Origin of the sequence: Pseudomonas sp. NPDC088429 (assembly GCF_044753305.1) — a bacterium.
In the GTDB taxonomy this organism is placed as follows: domain Bacteria; phylum Pseudomonadota; class Gammaproteobacteria; order Pseudomonadales; family Pseudomonadaceae; genus Aquipseudomonas; species Aquipseudomonas rustica.
This window is the reverse complement of sequence record NZ_JBIVMX010000050.1, coordinates 24,143-40,700: the sequence shown is the minus strand read 5'-3', so window position 1 is coordinate 40,700 and position 16,558 is coordinate 24,143. Positions and strand designations below refer to the sequence as shown.

The following is a 16,558-nucleotide window of genomic DNA, read 5'->3' as shown; positions in this document are numbered from 1 at the left end:
CGGGGTTACCGCGTAGCAGATGTCATAGAAGTTGCCGCTCAAGGACTTAGTCAGGTTATTGAACCCGTGGAGCTTGAGTTTGCTTTTCACCGTTAAAAACTCTCTATGTATGCGGCGCAGCCGCGTGATCAAGCATGCCCGTCAAGTGCGAACGACGCACCTGCGTAGGACGGTTAACACCTCTTCGCGATGGCGATTTTGGTTATCTGTTCAGGCGGATGATCCGTCGGTTGACCGATCACTGCCCTGAAAAAAGTGGCGCATTATGCAGACGTCAGCGGGGGATCGCCAGAGTCTGCACTGCTTTTATGATAGTTGAATGTCGCTTCAACCGAGTTCGACGATTTCGTAATCGTGGGTGATGGCCACGCCAGCGGCGCCGAGCATGATCGAGGCCGAGCAATATTTCTCGGCGGACAGTTCGATCGCGCGTTTGACCTGGGCTTCTTTCAAGCCACGGCCCTTGACCACGAAATGCATGTGAATCTTGGTGAACACTTTCGGATCTTCAGTCGCGCGCTCGGCTTCGAGGAAGGCTTCGCAGCTTTCCACGGCCTGACGCGACTTCTTCAGAATGCTGACCACGTCGAAATTGCTGCAACCGCCCACACCGAGCAGGAGCATTTCCATCGGGCGAACACCCAGGTTACGACCACCGGCGTCCGGCGGACCGTCCATCACCACGACATGACCGCTGCCGGATTCGCCGAGGAACATGGCTTCGCCAGCCCATTGGATGCGTGCCTTCATCGCCAAGACTCCACTGTAGAAAAAAGGGTCGCCAGCTTAGCACGGGCATTGTGCCGCCAGCGCGCGCCGTTCCTAGGACGGATGCGTCTACGACGTAGGTAATTTCTCGAATTTGCGACGAAGTGTCTGTTAAGCTGGCGCCAATTCGCTGGCGCCCATGCCAGCTGTGCAGCGACCGCCTTCAGCGCCTCATAAAAAAACCAAACATCACCGTGCAGTCTTTTCGGGATACAACCATGGTTGCTATTACCCCCACACCCAAAATCAAGAACCTCGACAAGCTGCTGATGCATTGTCAGCGCCGTCGTCATGCGGCCAAGAGCAACATCATCTGCGCCGGCGACCGTTCCGATACGTTGTATTTCATCATCAAGGGTTCGGTGACGATCCTGATCGAAGATGACGACGGTCGCGAAATGATCATCGCCTACCTGAACGCCGGGGATTTCTTCGGTGAACTGGGTCTGTTCGAACAGGCCGGGCAGGAGCAAGAACGCAGCGCCTGGGTGCGCGCCAAGGTTGAATGCGAGATCGCGGAAATCAGCTACACCAAGTTCCGCGAATTGTCGCAGCAGGATCCGGACATTCTTTACGTCCTCAGCGGACAAATCGCACAGCGCTTGCGCAACACCACACGCAAAGTCGGCGATCTGGCGTTCTTTGATGTGACCGGTCGCGTAGCGCGTTGCCTGCTGGAGTTGTGCAAACAGCCAGACGCAATGACCCACCCGGACGGCATGCAGATCAAGGTGACGCGTCAGGAAATCGGCCGGATTGTCGGCTGTTCACGGGAGATGGTCGGTCGCGTGCTCAAGGATCTTGAGGAACGCAACCTGGTCGATGTGAAAGGCAAAACCATGGTGGTCTTCGGTACGCGCTAAACGTACATCTGCGCCAACATCAGACGAAACAGCTCATCGAGACGCGCCAAGGCCTGTGGCGCGTTGAATTTTTCATGCAAAGCGATGTGGCTTTGCGCCCTCACCCGCTGCTCCAGGCCGCACGCTTCATTGAAGCGATTGACCGCTGCAACCATCGATTCGCGCTCGTCATCCATCAGCATCGCCCCGTGCACCAGACCGACCGGACGCTGTCCGCCCTGACTCTGGCGCCAGCGCTGGGCGGTGCCGACCATTTTGCGACCGTCGAGATTGACGTTGAAGCGGCCGTCGCAGAATGCGCCGTCGATTTCGCCTAACGATGACGTGCCGCCCAACTCATCGAGCAACTGGCAGATCGGATCGCAGAGACGGCGGTAACCGGTTTCGATGCGGTTCAGATCGCCTTCGCTGCGCGGTGGTGCGTAAACCAACGCGATGTTGATGGTGGCGGCGGATTGCGGGACGGGTTCGCCGCCGGTTTCACGCAGCAGGACTGGCCAGCCGGCGGCTGCGGAGACATCGCAGGCGTGGTCGAATGCGGACAGGCGATTGAGGCGGCGTGGCATGACCAACGCGCGATCGCTCGGTTGCCAGAAGAGAAGGCCGAATTCGGAGTCGCCAGCGCAGACCGAGGCCAGCAAGTCTTGCTCGGCTTTGAGGCCTGCTTCGATGGTCAGGGGGGTTGGCAGCGACATAACAGGCTCCGGCAACATAAGAATCTTCAGCGGTTTCGATGGCCCCTTCGCGAGCAGGCTCACTCCTACAAGGGGAACGCATTCCAAGTGTAGGAGTGAGCCTGCTCGCGATGGCGTCGACTCGGTCTGAAAGAATATCAGTCCAGGGTCGAACCGCTGATCGAGGTGCCACGCTCCGGGAAGAACAGGCGCTGCAGTTCAGTGCCCGGGTTTTCCGCGCGCATGAACGCTTCGCCGACCAGGAACGAATACACGTCGCTGATTTCCATCAGCTCGACATCGGCACGGTTGAGGATTCCGCTCTCGGTGATCACCAACCGGTCGCGCGGAATACGCGGCAACAGGTCGAGCGTCACTTCGAGGCTGACGTCGAAGGTGTGCAGGTTACGGTTGTTGACCCCGACCAACGGCGTGTCGAGGGTTTTCAACGCGCGCTCCAGCTCATCGCCGTCGTGCACTTCAACCAACACATCGAGACGGACGCTTTTGGCGACAGCGGCCAGCTCGGCCATTTTCACGTCATCCAGGGCGGAGACGATCAACAGCACGCAGTCGGCGCCCAACGCGCGGGCTTCGACGATCTGGTACGGATCGATCATGAAGTCCTTGCGGATCACCGGCAGACTGCACGCGGCACGCGCCTGTTGCAGATAAGCATCGGCGCCCTGGAAGTAATCGATGTCGGTCAGCACGGACAGACAGGTCGCCCCGCCCTTCTCGTAGCTTTTGGCGATGTCGGCCGGAACAAAATTCTCGCGGATCACGCCTTTGCTCGGTGAAGCCTTTTTGATTTCGGCAATCACCGCTGGCTGCTTTTTCTTCGCTTGCGCCAGCAGCGCGTTGGCGAAACCACGGGGTGCATCGGCCGCCTTGGCCAGACTTTCCAGCTCGCTCAGGCTGACGCGGGCACTACGCTCGGCAACTTCCTGAACTTTGCGGGCCAGAATGTTTTCCAGAACCGTCGGTACACTCATCCCTCATTCTCCACTCTGAATACCGCGGTAAAGGCACCCAGCTCCTCGAGTTTTTCCCGAGCGAGGCCGGTGTGCAAAGCGTCGTGAGCAAGCTCTACACCCTGTTTCAAACTGCTCGCCACGTCGGCGGCGTACAGCGCGGCACCGGCGTTGAGCACAATCATTTCGGCGGCTTTCTGGCCGTTCTCGGTTTTGCGCTTGCCGAGGGCATCGCGGATCAGCGCCAGCGACGCTTCCGGGCCGTCGACCGACAGACCGTGCAGGCTCTGGCTCTTCATGCCGAGATCTTCCGGCTCGACCCAATACTCAGTGATTTCGTTGTTCTTCAGCTCGGCGACAAAAGTCGGCGCGGCGAGGCTGAACTCGTCCAGACCGTCCTTCGAGTGCACCACCAGCACGTGCTTGCTGCCCAGACGCTGCAACACTTCGGCCAATGGCCGGCACAGTGCCTTGTTGAACACGCCCACTACCTGATGCTTAACACCGGCCGGATTCGTAAGCGGGCCGAGCATGTTGAACAACGTACGCAGGCCGAGATCGCGGCGCGGGCCGGCGGCGTACTTCATGGCTTTGTGGTGGGTCTGGGCGAACATGAAGCCGATGCCGACGTTGTCGATGCAACGCGCAACCTGCACCGGCGTCAGGTTCAGATAAATGCCGGCAGCTTCGAGCAAGTCGGCACTGCCGCTTTTACCCGAGACCGCACGGTTACCGTGTTTGGCCACGGTGCAACCGGCTGCCGCGACAACAAAGGAAGAAGCCGTCGACACGTTGAAGATGTTCGCACCGTCACCGCCGGTGCCGACCACATCGACCACGCCGTCGAGGGTTTTCAGTTCGACCTGATCGGCCAGCTCACGCATCACCGACACGGCGCCGACGATCTCGTCGATGCTCTCGCTCTTCATGCGCATGGCCATCATGAACGCGCCGATCTGCGCGTCGCTGCATTGTCCGGTCATGATTTCGCGCATCACATCGCGCATTTCATCGGTGCTGAGATCGAGGTGCTCGACGATACGGCTCAGGGCTGTCTTGATATTCATGGGAAGTCCTTAGCGCGTGCCGCCGGTTTGTTTGAGGAAGTTGGCAAACAGTTCATGACCCTGCTCGGTCAGGATCGACTCGGGGTGGAACTGTACGCCCTCAATGTTCAGGGTCTTGTGACGCAGGCCCATGATTTCGTCGACCGAACCGTCGTCGTGTTGCGTCCACGCGGTCAGTTCCAGGCAATCGGGCAAAGTATCGTGCTTGACGATCAGCGAGTGGTAGCGGGTAACCGTCAGCGGATGATTCAGGCCTTGGAAAACGCCCTTGTCCTCGTGGAATACCGGGCTAGTCTTACCGTGCATCACTTGGCGGGCGCGGACTACATCGCCACCAAACGCCTGGCCGATCGATTGGTGGCCAAGGCAGACACCTAGGATCGGCAGTTTGCCAGCGAAGTGCTTGATGGCTTCGATGGAGATGCCGGCTTCGGTCGGGGTGCAAGGGCCTGGGGAGACGACGATGCGCTCGGGTTTCAGCGCTTCGATTTCGGCGACGGTCAATTCGTCGTTGCGCACGACTTTGACCTCGGCACCCAGTTCGCCGAGGTATTGCACAACGTTGTAAGTAAAGGAGTCGTAGTTGTCGATCATCAGCAACATGGCGATTCGAACCTCTTGAATTCTGACTTGGAGACAGCCTTCAGATGACTTGCCCGCAGGGCGCTGCACGATGTCGGACGCAGGTGGACGCGTCGGCACAGCGGCATTTCAAACAGGCAAGGAAGGCAAAGCGATACAGATCCGGCGGGGCCGGCAGAAAAGATTCAGGCGCGCCAACGCCAGCGGGCGTGTGCCTTGATGACTTGATCCAGAAGTTTGCTGGTGATCAACACGGGGAAGGTCTCGTTCATACGTTCCGGCACAGTAACTTAGCTGGGCGGAGCGTGCAATATGGCCGGGGCTTTGGGGGTTAAATCTATAAGAGGGTTCGCGACCGATGGCAAAAGGCCGGAAGTTTTTGGTACTGTCGTTTCGTTCACCTACAACAATAAATAAACGGACTTGCTCATGATCAAACAGACGTTGTTTGTACCGCTGGCTGGATGCTTGCTCGCACTGGCTTGCGCCCAGGCGAATGCCGCCCCCAATCCTTACTCGAATTTCGTGGTGTTTGGCGACAGCCTCAACGATGCCGGCACCTTCAGGGACACCGGCGGCCCGGCCGGTTCTACCCAGCGCTACACCAACCGTACCGGGCCAATCTATCTGGACGGCAGCGGCGAATCCCGTGATCTGAACTCCACGCAATTGCTCGGTGGCCGACTCGGCTTCACCCCGGATCAGACGGCCTCTTCCAGCTCGCAAGTGCGCGTCGAAAACGGTCAGGTCGACGGCAACAACTGGGCGGTCGGCGGTTATCGCACCGACCAGATTCTCGATTCGATCACCTCGCAATCGGCCACCGGTGAACGCACTCGCACCGGTTATCTGCCCTCGAACGGCTTCCGTGCTGACCCGAATGCGCTGTATTACATTTCCGGCGGCGGTAACGACTTCCTCCAGGGCCGCATCCTCAGCCTGCCGCAAGCCAACGCCGGTGCCGATCGACTGGCTGACAGCGTGCAAGCGTTGCAATCGGCCGGTGCCAAATACGTGATGGTCTGGCTGTTGCCTGACGTCGGTCTGACCCCGGCCATCAACGGCACGCCGCTGCAAGCGTTCAGCAGCCAACTCGCCGCGCAATTCAACAGCCAGTTGGTCAGTCGTCTGCAAGGCATCAACGCGGAAATTATTCCGTTGAACATTCCTGTATTGCTGTCGGAAGTGTTCGCCGATCCGGGCCGTTTTGGTCTGGCCACTGATCAGAACCTCACCGCGACGTGCTTCAGCGGCAGCGATTGCCCGGAAAACGCCCGTTACGGCATCAACAGTGCGACGCCGGATCCGACCAAGCTGATTTACAACGACGGCGTGCACCCGACCGAAGCCGGGCAAAAACTGATCTCCGACTACGCCTATTCCCTACTGGCCGCGCCGTGGGAACTGACGCTGCTGCCGGAAATGGCCCACGCCACCGTGCGTGCGCATCAGGATGAACTGCGCAGCCAATGGCAGGCGGACTGGGAAAACTGGCAAGCGGTCGGCCAATGGCGCGCGATCGTTTCCGCCGGTGGCCAGAATCTGGATGTCGACAGCCAAAGCAGCGGCGCCAGTGCCGACGGCAGCGGTTACAACCTCAATGTCGGGGGCAGCTATCGTCTGAATGACGCGTGGCGTGTCGGTGTGGCGGGTGGTTTCTACCGGCAGAATCTCGAGGCCGGGCATAACGATTCGGACTACAAACTCAACAGCTACATGGCCACCGCATTTGCCCAGTTCCAGCAGAATCGCTGGTGGGCTGACGCGGCGTTGACCGGCGGCAAACTCGACTACGACAACCTCAAGCGCAAGTTTGATCTGGGCGCCAGCGAAGGTGCGGAGAAAGGTGATACCGACGGCAGCCTCTGGGCGTTCAGCACGCGCATCGGCTACGACATTGCCCAGCCGGGCAGCGAATGGCATCTGTCGCCGTTCGTCAGCGCTGATTACGCCAGTGTTGATGTCGATGGTTATTCGGAGAAGAGCAACCGCGCTACAGCGCTGACCTTCGATGATCAGACCCGCGATTCGAAACGTCTGGGTGTCGGTATTCAGGGCAAGTACAACTTCACCCCGCAAACGCAGGTGTTTGGTGAGTATGCGCATGAGCGCGAGTACGAGGATGACGTGCAGAAGGTCAATATCGCGCTGAATACCTTGCCGGCGAATGACTTCAAACTTGAGGGTTATACGCCGCAGAGCCATTTGAATCGGTTGAGTTTGGGCGTGAGCCACAAGTTGACGGCGGATCTGGCGTTGCGTGGCGGGTATTCGTTCCGCAAGGATGATGACTTTACCCAGCAGGGTGTGAATGTTGGGGTGGTGTTGGATTTTTAAGCGGTAGATCGAAAGATCGCAGCCTGCGGCAGCTCCTACAGGGGGTTGTTGCAGTGCATGAAAAAAGCGGCGCCCTCACAGGCGCCGCTTTTTTTATGACTGAACACAATCAACTGTAGGAGTGAGCCTGCTCGCGATTGCGGTGGTTCATTCAACACATCTGTTGAATGTTAATCCGCTATCGCGAGCAGGCTCACTCCTACAAGGGTTTTGCGTGGATCAGGTTTGCGGGGTTTGTTCGGCGAGGGCGACGGCGCGGAACATCGCGCGGCGTTTGTTCAGGGTTTCTTCCCATTCCAGGGCCGGCACCGAGTCGGCAACGATGCCGCCACCGGCCTGCACATGCAGTTCGCCGTTTTTGATCACTGCGGTGCGGATCGCAATCGCGGTGTCCATGTTGCCGTTCCAGGCGAAGTAACCGACCGCACCGCCATACACACCACGCTTGACCGGTTCCAGTTCGTCGATGATTTCCATCGCACGAATCTTCGGTGCACCGGACAAGGTGCCCGCTGGCAGAATCGCCCGCAGTGCATCCATCGCCGTCAGCCCTTCTTTCAACTGACCGGTGACGTTGGAAACGATGTGCATCACGTTGGAATAACGCTCGATAACCATTTTCTCGGTGAGTTTCACCGAACCGATTTCCGAAACGCGACCGGTATCGTTACGACCCAAATCGATGAGCATCAAATGCTCGGCAATCTCTTTATCGTCCGACAGCAGGTCTTCTTCCAGCGCCAGATCGGCTTCTTCGGTCGCGCCACGTGGGCGCGTGCCAGCAATCGGGCGCACGGTGATCAGGTTGTCTTCAACGCGCACCAGCACTTCCGGCGAACTGCCGACGACGTGAAAGTCGCCAAAGTTGAAGAAGTACATGTACGGCGTCGGGTTGAAGCAGCGCAGCGCGCGGTACAAATCAATCGGTGCAGCCTTGAAGTCGATCGACATACGCTGCGACGGCACGACCTGCATGCAGTCACCGGCGAGGATGTATTCCTTGATGGTGTCGACGGCTTTTTCGTAATCGTCCTGAGTGAAACTCGAACGGAACACCGGATCAGCCGATTGCTGCTTGCTGAAATCCAGGCCACGGCGCGGGGTGATGGGCTGGCGCAGTTGCTCGAGTAATTCCTGCAAACGTGCCTGACCTTGTTCGAAGGCATCGGCCTGCGCAGGGTCGGCGAGGACGATCGCGTGCATCTTGCCGGCAAGGTTGTCGAACACCACGACGGCGTCGGACACCATCAGCAAAATGTCCGGCACGCCCAGTGGATCCGGGTTCGGGCACTTGCCCAAGCGCTTCTCGACATAACGCACGCAGTCGTAACCGAAGTATCCGACCAGACCACCGTTGAAACGCGGCAGACCGGCAATGGTCGGCACGTTGTAACGCGCCTTGAAGGTTTCGACGAAAGCCAGCGGGTCTTCAACGTCGTGGCTTTCGGTCTCGACGCCATCAACGGTGATGCTGACGTGATGGTCGTGAACGCGCATAACCGTGCGGCATGGCAGACCGATGATCGAGTAACGGCCCCACTTTTCACCGCCCTGCACCGATTCGAGCAGGTAGGAGTTGGGCTGGTCGGCCAGTTTCAGGTAGATCGACAGCGGCGTGTCGAAGTCGGCCAGGGTTTCGCAGGCCAACGGAATGCGGTTGTAGCCGTCAGCGGCCAAGCGCAGGAATTCTTCGCGGATCATAAGGTGCCTCGTGGTGTGAGGTGCTATCAGTCAGGTATGCAAACGCGCCGGCAGGCCGGCCAGAAAAAAGTCAGGCGCGCCAACGCCAGCGGGCCAGGGCCTTGATGACTTTCATCCAGAGTTTGCGAGTGACCACCACGATGGCGTTTCCAGAATGGGATTGAGAAGCGTCGGGCAACGTTATCTCAGCGGCCGAACCGAGGCAACCGGGAATTAGCTTGCGCAGATCGTCGATCACCAGCGCCGGCGATTCTTCAGCAATCGGTCGGCCATGGTTGTAGCCATAACTCAGCGCCACGCATTTGACCCCCGCCGCTTTCGCCGCCAGCACGTCGCTGCGCGAGTCGCCGACGAACAACGATTGCGAGGCCGGGATGTTGGCCATTTTCATCACGAAAAACAGCGCCGCCGGATCAGGCTTCTTCTGCGGCAAGGTATCGCCGCCGATGATCCACTTGAAGTAGCGGCCGATCTTCATCTGATCCAGCAACGGCGCGACAAAGCGCTCGGGCTTGTTGGTGATCAGCGCCATGGCCACGTCTTGCTTGTGCAGCCACTTGAGGGTGTCGCGCACGCCGGGATAGACCACGGTCAGCTCATGGCTGGCGCCGTAAGCCTCCATGAACACTTCCAGCGCATGCTCGGCCTCGACGTCATCCACCGCCGAATGATCGATGCCACCGGCCAAAGCACGGCGCACCAGAACCGGCGCGCCGTTGCCAACCCACTCGCGCACCGCTTCGATGCCGGCAGGCTGGCGGCCGAGGGAGAGCAGCATGGTGTCCACCGCCGCTGCCAGGTCTGGAACCGAGTCGATCAGCGTGCCATCCAGATCGAACATCACCAGCCGTGGCAGTTTTCCCGGGAACAGCTGCTCAAATCCGCTCATGGGCGCGCCAGCGCCAGTTCGGAGCGCATCTTGTCGATGACTTCCTGATAGTTCGGCGCGTTGAAGATTGCCGAGCCGGCGACAAAAGTGTCAGCGCCAGCGGCAGCGATTTCGCGGATGTTGTTGACGTTGACGCCGCCGTCGATTTCCAGACGGATGTCACGGCCCGAAGCATCGATGATCGCCCGCGCTTCACGCAGTTTGTCGAGGGTGCCGGGAATGAATTTCTGCCCGCCGAAGCCTGGGTTGACGCTCATCAGCAAGACCATGTCGACCTTGTCGATCACGTACTTGAGCACGTCCAGCGGGGTTGCCGGATTGAACACCAGACCGGATTTGCAGCCGCCTTCACGGATCAGCTGCAGCGAGCGATCAACGTGCAGCGTGGCTTCCGGGTGGAAAGTGATGTAGGTCGCGCCGGCTTCGATGAAATCGCCAACGATGCGATCCACCGGGCTGACCATCAGGTGCGCGTCGATCGGCGCGGTGACGCCGTACTTGCGCAACGCCGCGCAGACCATCGGGCCGATGGTCAGGTTGGGTACGTAGTGGTTGTCCATGACGTCGAAGTGAACGAAGTCGGCGCCAGCGGCGAGAACATTGTCCACTTCCTCGCCGAGGCGGGCGAAGTCGGCGGAGAGAATCGACGGAGCAATTACGAAGGGCTGCATGACGCACCTTTTCTGAGCTAAATCACGATGGCGCGCATTGTAGCCTCATGCTTGAGCGCGCGCACCGTGACCGCGATGATCAGTACGCCGCTCGGTAAATCTTCTCGATATCGACGGCGCTGAGTTTGCGCGGGTTGTTGCGCATCAAGCGCTCGATGCCCGCGGCTTCTGCGGCCATGGCCGGGATCGCATCTTCCGGGACGCCGAAACTGCGCAGGCCGGCAGGAATTTCCACCGCCGCGCACAGATCAGTCATCGCCTGCACGGCTTTGTCCGCCGCCTCGGCTGCACTCAGATGAGCGGTCTTCACGCCCATGGCTTCGGCAATATCCTGCATGCGTTCGACGCAGGCCATCTTGTTCCAGGTCATGACATACGGCAGCAGCAAGGCATTGCTCACACCATGGGCAATGTTGAAACGCCCGCCCAGCGGATACGCCAGCGCATGCACCGCGCCGACCCCGGCATTGCCAAACGCCATGCCGGCCATCAGGCTGGCGGTGGCCATGTCTTCGCGGGCTTGCAGATTGGCGCCGTTGGCGTAGGCCTTGGGCAGGGCTTTGGCGATCAGCTTGATCGCGCCGATCGCCAGTGAGTCGGTGATCGGCGAGGCGTTGACCGACAGATAGGATTCGATGGCGTGCACCAATGCGTCGACGCCACTGGCGGCGGTGACGCTGCGTGGGCAGGTCAGGGTCATTTGCGGGCTGACCAGCGCGACGTCGGGTAACAGATAGTCGCTGACGATGCCTTTCTTCAGTTGCGCGACTTTGTCCGAAAGGATGGCGACGTTGGTCACTTCGGAACCGGTGCCGGCGGTGGTCGGGATGGCGATCAGCGGCGGGCCTTTGCGCGGCACCTGATCGACGCCGAACAGATCTTCCAGCGCACCGTGGTAACCGGCGTACGCGGCGACGCTTTTGGCGATGTCGATGGCACTGCCGCCACCGAGGCCGATCAAGCCGTCATGCCCGCCCTCGCGGTAAACGCGCATGCAATCTTCGACGATGGCGATTTCCGGGTCTGGCAGCACGCGGTCGAAAATCTCGTACTCGCGCCCGCCCAATTGGCACAGCGCCAGCTCGACGGTGCCGGATTTGACCAGCGCGGCGTCGGTGACGATCAGCGGGTTGTCGATGTCGAGGCGCGTGAGTTCGGCGGCCAGTTGTTCGATGGCGGCGGCACCGGTGATCAGTTTGTGAGCGATTTTGAACTGGGACAGACTCATCGTGCGCAGCCTCTTATAGATGTGGGAGCTGGGCACAAGATTAGCTGGGGATTTGGGGTTGTCTGCTATTCACTCCATGAATGACCAACGACTAGCCCCTGTCACTGATTGTTCCCACGCTCTGCGTGGGAATACCGCCGGGGACGCTCTGCGTTCCATTCGCGAGCTGGAACGCGGAGCGTCCCGAGAGGCATTCCCACGCAGAGCGTGGGAACGATCAGCGTCAGACTTGGGCAGTACGCAGTTTTTCGCTGCGGCCGCGTAGCCATTCCAGGGTCAGCAGCAGGATGACCGAGAACGCAATCAGCAACGTCGCAGCAGCGGCAATCGTCGGACTGAGGTTCTCGCGAATCCCGCTAAACATCTGCCGAGGCAACGTCGCCTGCTCAGGCCCCGCAAGAAACAACGTCACCACCACCTCATCAAACGAAGTCGCAAACGCAAACAGCGCACCCGAAATCACCCCCGGCGCGATCAGCGGCAAGGTCACCCGACGAAACGCGGTCAGTGGCGATGCACCGAGACTCGCGGCGGCACGCACCAGGTTGTGATTGAACCCCTGCAAGGTTGCCGACACCGTGATGATCACAAACGGCACGCCCAGCACCGCATGCACGACGATCAGCGAGAAAAAGCTGTTACCCAACCCCAACGGCGCAAAAAACAGATAACTCGCCACACCAATAATCACCACCGGCACCACCATCGGCGAAATCACCAGCGCCATCACCAGCGCTTTACCGGGGAAGTCACCGCGAGTCAGGCCAATCGCCGCCAGCGTACCGAAGATCATCGCCAGCACCGTCGCCGCCGGAGCAACGATGATGCTGTTCTTCAGCGCGCGCATCCATTCCGCCGAGGCGAAGAAGTCGTGGTACCACTGCAGCGAAAAGCCTTGCAGCGGATAGACCAGAAAACTCCCCGAGTTGAACGACAGCGGAATAATCACCAGCACCGGCAGAATCAGGAACAACAGAATCAGGCCGCAGAGGATCCGCAGGCTGTAGAACCACACCCGTTCAATGGGCGACATGTAAGGACTCAGCATCTCGAATTCCCCTTAGCTCAGGCGCAGGCGACTGGCGCCGACCAGCCAGCTATAAATCAGATAAAGCACCACGGTCGCCAGCAGCAACAACCCGCCGAGTGCGGTGGCCATGCCCCAGTTGATGCTGGTGTTGGTGTAGAAGGCGACGAAGTAGCTGACCATTTGATCGTTCGGGCTGCCGAGCAACGCCGGGGTGATGTAGTAGCCGATGGCGAGGATGAACACCAACAGGCAACCGGCGCCAACACCGGCGTAGGTTTGCGGGAAGTACACCCGCCAGAAACTGGCGAACGGGTGGCAGCCGAGGGAAATCGCCGCGCGCATGTAGGTCGGCGAGATGCCTTTCATCACGCTGTAGATCGGCAGGATCATGAACGGCAGCAGAATGTGCACCATCGAGATGTACACGCCGGTGCGGTTGAACACCAGTTCCAGCGGTTTATCGATGATGCCCATGGCCATCAGCCCGCTGTTGATCAGCCCGCCCGATTGCAGCAGCACGATCCATGCGGCGACGCGCACCAGAATCGACGTCCAGAACGGCAGCAGCACCAGAATCATCAGCAGGTTGCTTTGCCGCGATGGCAGGTTCGCCAGCAGGTAGGCCAGAGGATAGGCGAGCAGCAGGCAGATCACTGTGATCACAAGGCCCATCCAGAACGTGCGGGCGAAGATGTCGAGGTAGATCGCCTGATCCGGGGTGGCCGGGGCGATTTCGCCGAGGTCGTCGATGCGGTGATCGACCGCTGCCAGCAAATAGTAGGGAGTGATGCTGCTGGTGTTGCGTTTGACCGCTTGCCAGTAGGCCGGGTCGCCCCAACGTTCGTCGAGACCTTCCAGCGCTTCTTTATAAGAGGCCGGTTCGCTGGCGAAAGGCAGCGCCCGGGCGGTTTTGGTCAGCAGGCTGCGATAGCCGGCCAATTCCATATTCAAGCGCTTGGACAGATCGCCCAGCGTCTGGTTTTTACGTGCTTCGGCGAGGTCTTCGCCGGCGGCCTTGTAGACCGGTTCAGCGGGCAGGCCGCGGCCGTCCCAACTGGCGATGGCCGCCACCGTGCGCGGCATGCCGCCGACCACTTCGGGGTTGCCGACGCTTTTGTAGAGCAGCGCCACGATCGGCACCAGAAACACCAGCAACAGAAACAGCACCAACGGCGCAATCAGCGCTTGAGCCTTCCAGCGGTTGACCCGCTCGGCGCGCTTGAGCTTCTGCTTCAAGGTGGGGCTGTTGCCCTCTTTCAGGGGAACGGCGATGGCCATGACGTACTCCGCAAATCTTTGATCGTTACAGAGGTGGCGAACCACCTCGAACTTTAGCTACTGATCGTTCCCACGCTCCGCGTGGGCACGCATCCAGTGACGCTCTGCGTCACACGAGGACGCGGAGCGTCCCGGGCGGCATTCCCACGCAGAGCGTGGGAACGATCATCTGGTACACCGTCGGCCCGTGTGACGTGCTTATTTCGCAGCCCAGGAGTTGAAGCGCTGCTCCAGTTGCTCGCCGTTGTCAGCCCAGAAGCTGACGTCGATCTGCACCTGGTTGGCGATGTTTTCCGGGGTGGTCGGCATGTCTTTCAGGACGTCCTTGGCCAGCAGCGGTACGGCCTGGGTGTTGGCCGGGCCGTATGCGATGTTTTCCGAGTAGGTCTTTTGCTGCTGCGGCTGTACGGAGTAGGCGATGAATTTCTTCGCCGCTTCGGCACGCTTGGCGTCGAGACCTTTCGGTATGGCCCAGGCGTCGAAGTCGTAGATGCCGCCGTTCCACACCACTTTCAGGTTGGATTCTTTCTGCACGGCAGCGATGCGACCGTTGTAGGCCGAGCTCATCACCACGTCGCCGGAAGCGAGGTACTGCGGCGGTTGCGCGCCGGCTTCCCACCACTGGATGCTCGGTTTCAGCTCATCGAGCTTCTTGAACGCACGATCCTGACCGTCCTTGCTCGCCAGCACTTTGTAGACGTCTTTCGGCGCCACGCCATCGGCCATCAAGGCGAATTCGAGGGTGTACTTGGCACCTTTACGCAGGCCACGTTTGCCCGGGAATTGCTTGGTGTCCCAGAAATCCGCCCAGCTGGTCGGCGCGGTTTTCAGCTTGTCGGCGTTGTAAGCCAGCACGGTCGACCACACAAAGAAACCTACGCCGCACGGCTGAATCGCGCCTTTAACGTAGTCTTCGGATTTGCCGAACAGCGCCGGGTCGAGTTGTTCGAACATGTCTTCGTCACAACCACGGGACAACTCTGGCGATTCAACTTCGACCAAGTCCCACGACACGCTCTTGGTGTCGACCATGGCTTTGACCTTGGCCATTTCGCCGTTGTACTCGCCAGCGACGATCTTGCCGTTGCCCGCCGCTTCCCACGGTGCATAGAAGGCTTTGACTTGCGCCGCCTTGTTCGCCCCGCCAAACGACACCACGGTCAAATCCGGGCCAGCGGCCATTGCGCTGGTCGCACCCATCAGGCCCAGGGTCAGGGCGGTGAACTTCAGGGATCTCAACATTTATTGTTCTCTCCACGTGCAGGGTTGGTGTTGGTATTGCCGGGGCGATCAGTTCGCCTCTAAAAGCGGATCAAGCGCGCGAACGTGCTCGACCTGCCAGCCAAGCGGTACCACGTCACCGACGGCGAGCGCGGGATCGAGCTCGGCAATCGGTTGTTTCACGAAGAAGTCGGTCTTGCCACAGACTTCCAGGCGCACCCGGACGTGGTCGCCCAGATAGATGAATTCCGCCACCCTCCCTGAGAAGCGGTTAACGCATTGATCGCTCGAACCGTTGAGGCTGACGCGCTCCGGACGGATCGACAGGGTTACCGGTTCGCCGGTCTTGCCGACATTGACCGCCAGCGCCTCGACCTTTTCGCCACGGCCCAACTCGACCACGCAGCGCTCGCCGGTCTGGCTGAGCAGGCGGCCGTTGAGGCGGTTGTTCTCACCGATGAAGTTGGCGACGAAGGTGTTTTTCGGCTCTTCGTAGAGGCTGCGCGGCGGAGCAATCTGCTGGATTTCGCCCTGATGAAAGACCGCGACGCGGTCAGACATGGTCAGCGCTTCACCCTGATCGTGGGTCACGTAGACCACGGTCACGCCGAGGCGCTGGTGCAGGTGTTTGATTTCCATCTGCATGTGTTCGCGCAGTTGTTTGTCGAGGGCGCCGAGGGGTTCGTCCATCAACACCAGTTGCGGTTCGAACACCAGCGCGCGGGCCAATGCCACACGTTGTTGCTGACCACCGGACAACTGCGCCGGGTAGCGCGAGGCGAATGCGTCAAGCTGCACCATGCTCAGGACTTTCTTGACCTTGTCGTTGACGTCGCTCTTGTTCAGGCCGCGCACGCTCAGCGGGAAGGCGAGGTTTTCAGCGACGGTCATGTGCGGGAACAGCGCGTAGTTCTGAAAGACCATGCCGATGTCGCGTTTGTGCGGCGGCACGTTATTGATCGAACGCCCGGCCAGCAGAATCTCGCCGGCAGTCGGCGTTTCGAAACCGGCGAGCATCATCAGGCTGGTGGTCTTGCCGGAACCCGACGGCCCGAGCAGGGTGAGGAATTCGCCTTTGCGAATGTCCAGGTTGAGGTCTTTGACGATCAGGTTCTCGCCGTCGTAGCTCTTCTGCACTCCACGAAAGCTGACCAGCACATCACTGGCCCCTGCGTTTGTATCGACCTGGCTCATACCCACACCTTTGTTGTTGATGACTGCTTGTGGATTAAGCCTAGTGGTTGCTGACAGGCACGCAAATCGGGGCGCAGGAGA

General features: G+C 59.8%; 15 protein-coding genes and 1 pseudogene. 2 read left to right on the top strand and 14 right to left on the bottom strand.

Annotation, left to right across the window (positions count from 1 at the left end; translation table 11 throughout):
- Both ACIP66_RS21250 and ACIP66_RS21245 read right to left on the bottom strand, forming a co-directional pair.
- Nucleotides 1–90: pseudogene (locus tag ACIP66_RS21250) on the bottom strand (S-adenosylmethionine decarboxylase); the annotation flags it as partial.
- A 237-nt stretch (nucleotides 91–327) separates the two neighbouring features.
- A complete protein-coding gene (locus ACIP66_RS21245; protein ID WP_003228794.1) occupies nucleotides 328–750 on the bottom strand; it encodes an OsmC family protein in 423 nt (140 codons plus the stop codon).
- A 236-nt stretch (nucleotides 751–986) separates the two neighbouring features.
- Between ACIP66_RS21245 and crp the strand changes: the two genes are divergently transcribed.
- A complete protein-coding gene (crp, locus tag ACIP66_RS21240; RefSeq protein WP_053124359.1) occupies nucleotides 987–1,631 on the top strand; it encodes a cAMP-activated global transcriptional regulator CRP in 645 nt (214 codons plus the stop codon).
- Here crp and ACIP66_RS21235 read toward each other — a convergent pair.
- The 4 genes from ACIP66_RS21235 to ACIP66_RS21220 form a co-directional block, all read right to left on the bottom strand.
- Complete coding sequence (locus ACIP66_RS21235; RefSeq protein WP_400650609.1) at nucleotides 1,628–2,326, bottom strand: biotin/lipoate A/B protein ligase family protein; 699 nt, start codon at nucleotides 2,324–2,326, stop codon at nucleotides 1,628–1,630. The two genes, crp and ACIP66_RS21235, sit on opposite strands and share 4 nt — an antisense overlap.
- A gap of 137 nt (nucleotides 2,327–2,463) precedes the next feature.
- Nucleotides 2,464–3,300, bottom strand: coding sequence for an indole-3-glycerol phosphate synthase TrpC (gene trpC, locus ACIP66_RS21230; protein ID WP_400650607.1), 837 nt, complete (start codon nucleotides 3,298–3,300; stop codon nucleotides 2,464–2,466).
- The gene (gene trpD, locus ACIP66_RS21225) at nucleotides 3,297–4,346 is read right to left on the bottom strand and encodes an anthranilate phosphoribosyltransferase (RefSeq protein WP_150793331.1); all 1,050 of its coding nucleotides are present in this window, start codon (nucleotides 4,344–4,346) and stop codon (nucleotides 3,297–3,299) included. The genes trpC and trpD overlap by 4 nt, the downstream gene beginning before the upstream one ends.
- Nucleotides 4,347–4,355: 9 nt before the next feature.
- Nucleotides 4,356–4,949, bottom strand: coding sequence for an aminodeoxychorismate/anthranilate synthase component II (locus ACIP66_RS21220; protein WP_034155101.1), 594 nt, complete (start codon nucleotides 4,947–4,949; stop codon nucleotides 4,356–4,358).
- A gap of 408 nt (nucleotides 4,950–5,357) precedes the next feature.
- Here ACIP66_RS21220 and estP point away from each other — a divergent pair, with 408 nt between their 5' ends.
- Complete coding sequence (estP, locus tag ACIP66_RS21215; RefSeq protein ID WP_400650603.1) at nucleotides 5,358–7,265, top strand: esterase EstP; 1,908 nt, start codon at nucleotides 5,358–5,360, stop codon at nucleotides 7,263–7,265.
- Nucleotides 7,266–7,484: 219 nt separating this feature from the next.
- Here estP and trpE read toward each other — a convergent pair whose 3' ends face one another.
- The 8 genes from trpE to ACIP66_RS21175 form a co-directional block, all read right to left on the bottom strand.
- The gene (gene trpE / locus ACIP66_RS21210) at nucleotides 7,485–8,966 is read right to left on the bottom strand and encodes an anthranilate synthase component I (RefSeq protein WP_400650602.1); all 1,482 of its coding nucleotides are present in this window, start codon (nucleotides 8,964–8,966) and stop codon (nucleotides 7,485–7,487) included.
- A gap of 70 nt (nucleotides 8,967–9,036) precedes the next feature.
- Nucleotides 9,037–9,855 (bottom strand): phosphoglycolate phosphatase, encoded by an 819-nt coding sequence (locus ACIP66_RS21205; protein ID WP_400650599.1) that lies wholly within the window; start codon nucleotides 9,853–9,855, stop codon nucleotides 9,037–9,039.
- Nucleotides 9,852–10,526, bottom strand: coding sequence for a ribulose-phosphate 3-epimerase (gene rpe / locus ACIP66_RS21200; protein WP_007918813.1), 675 nt, complete (start codon nucleotides 10,524–10,526; stop codon nucleotides 9,852–9,854). The genes ACIP66_RS21205 and rpe overlap by 4 nt, the downstream gene beginning before the upstream one ends.
- Before the next feature lie 79 nt (nucleotides 10,527–10,605).
- The gene (locus ACIP66_RS21195) at nucleotides 10,606–11,754 is read right to left on the bottom strand and encodes an iron-containing alcohol dehydrogenase (RefSeq protein WP_212544982.1); all 1,149 of its coding nucleotides are present in this window, start codon (nucleotides 11,752–11,754) and stop codon (nucleotides 10,606–10,608) included.
- 223 nt (nucleotides 11,755–11,977) lie between these two features.
- Nucleotides 11,978–12,802: an ABC transporter permease gene (locus ACIP66_RS21190; RefSeq protein WP_008084123.1), complete on the bottom strand. Its 825-nt coding sequence runs from the start codon at nucleotides 12,800–12,802 to the stop codon at nucleotides 11,978–11,980.
- Nucleotides 12,803–12,814: 12 nt separating this feature from the next.
- A complete protein-coding gene (locus ACIP66_RS21185; protein WP_400650593.1) occupies nucleotides 12,815–14,062 on the bottom strand; it encodes an ABC transporter permease in 1,248 nt (415 codons plus the stop codon).
- A 198-nt stretch (nucleotides 14,063–14,260) separates the two neighbouring features.
- The gene (locus ACIP66_RS21180) at nucleotides 14,261–15,304 is read right to left on the bottom strand and encodes an ABC transporter substrate-binding protein (protein ID WP_400650591.1); all 1,044 of its coding nucleotides are present in this window, start codon (nucleotides 15,302–15,304) and stop codon (nucleotides 14,261–14,263) included.
- A gap of 48 nt (nucleotides 15,305–15,352) precedes the next feature.
- Entirely contained in the window at nucleotides 15,353–16,477 is a 1,125-nt protein-coding gene (locus tag ACIP66_RS21175; RefSeq protein WP_400650589.1) for an ABC transporter ATP-binding protein, read from the bottom strand.
- Nucleotides 16,478–16,558: the final 81 nt, after the last annotated feature.

What these genes read in the sequence shown, in the direction of transcription:
- trpE (WP_400650602.1), bottom strand. Translation starts at nt 8,966, where the DNA reads ATGATCCGCGAAGAATTCCTGCGCTTGGCCGCTGACGGCTACAACCGC.
- trpD (WP_150793331.1), bottom strand. Translation starts at nt 4,346, where the DNA reads ATGAATATCAAGACAGCCCTGAGCCGTATCGTCGAGCACCTCGATCTC.
- ACIP66_RS21175 (WP_400650589.1), bottom strand. Translation starts at nt 16,477, where the DNA reads ATGAGCCAGGTCGATACAAACGCAGGGGCCAGTGATGTGCTGGTCAGC.
- ACIP66_RS21205 (WP_400650599.1), bottom strand. Translation starts at nt 9,855, where the DNA reads ATGAGCGGATTTGAGCAGCTGTTCCCGGGAAAACTGCCACGGCTGGTG.
- ACIP66_RS21190 (WP_008084123.1), bottom strand. Translation starts at nt 12,802, where the DNA reads ATGCTGAGTCCTTACATGTCGCCCATTGAACGGGTGTGGTTCTACAGC.
- ACIP66_RS21195 (WP_212544982.1), bottom strand. Translation starts at nt 11,754, where the DNA reads ATGAGTCTGTCCCAGTTCAAAATCGCTCACAAACTGATCACCGGTGCC.
- estP (WP_400650603.1), top strand. Translation starts at nt 5,358, where the DNA reads ATGATCAAACAGACGTTGTTTGTACCGCTGGCTGGATGCTTGCTCGCA.
- rpe (WP_007918813.1), bottom strand. Translation starts at nt 10,526, where the DNA reads ATGCAGCCCTTCGTAATTGCTCCGTCGATTCTCTCCGCCGACTTCGCC.
- ACIP66_RS21235 (WP_400650609.1), bottom strand. Translation starts at nt 2,326, where the DNA reads ATGTCGCTGCCAACCCCCCTGACCATCGAAGCAGGCCTCAAAGCCGAG.
- trpC (WP_400650607.1), bottom strand. Translation starts at nt 3,300, where the DNA reads ATGAGTGTACCGACGGTTCTGGAAAACATTCTGGCCCGCAAAGTTCAG.
- ACIP66_RS21245 (WP_003228794.1), bottom strand. Translation starts at nt 750, where the DNA reads ATGAAGGCACGCATCCAATGGGCTGGCGAAGCCATGTTCCTCGGCGAA.
- ACIP66_RS21180 (WP_400650591.1), bottom strand. Translation starts at nt 15,304, where the DNA reads ATGTTGAGATCCCTGAAGTTCACCGCCCTGACCCTGGGCCTGATGGGT.
- ACIP66_RS21220 (WP_034155101.1), bottom strand. Translation starts at nt 4,949, where the DNA reads ATGTTGCTGATGATCGACAACTACGACTCCTTTACTTACAACGTTGTG.
- crp (WP_053124359.1), top strand. Translation starts at nt 987, where the DNA reads ATGGTTGCTATTACCCCCACACCCAAAATCAAGAACCTCGACAAGCTG.
- ACIP66_RS21185 (WP_400650593.1), bottom strand. Translation starts at nt 14,062, where the DNA reads ATGGCCATCGCCGTTCCCCTGAAAGAGGGCAACAGCCCCACCTTGAAG.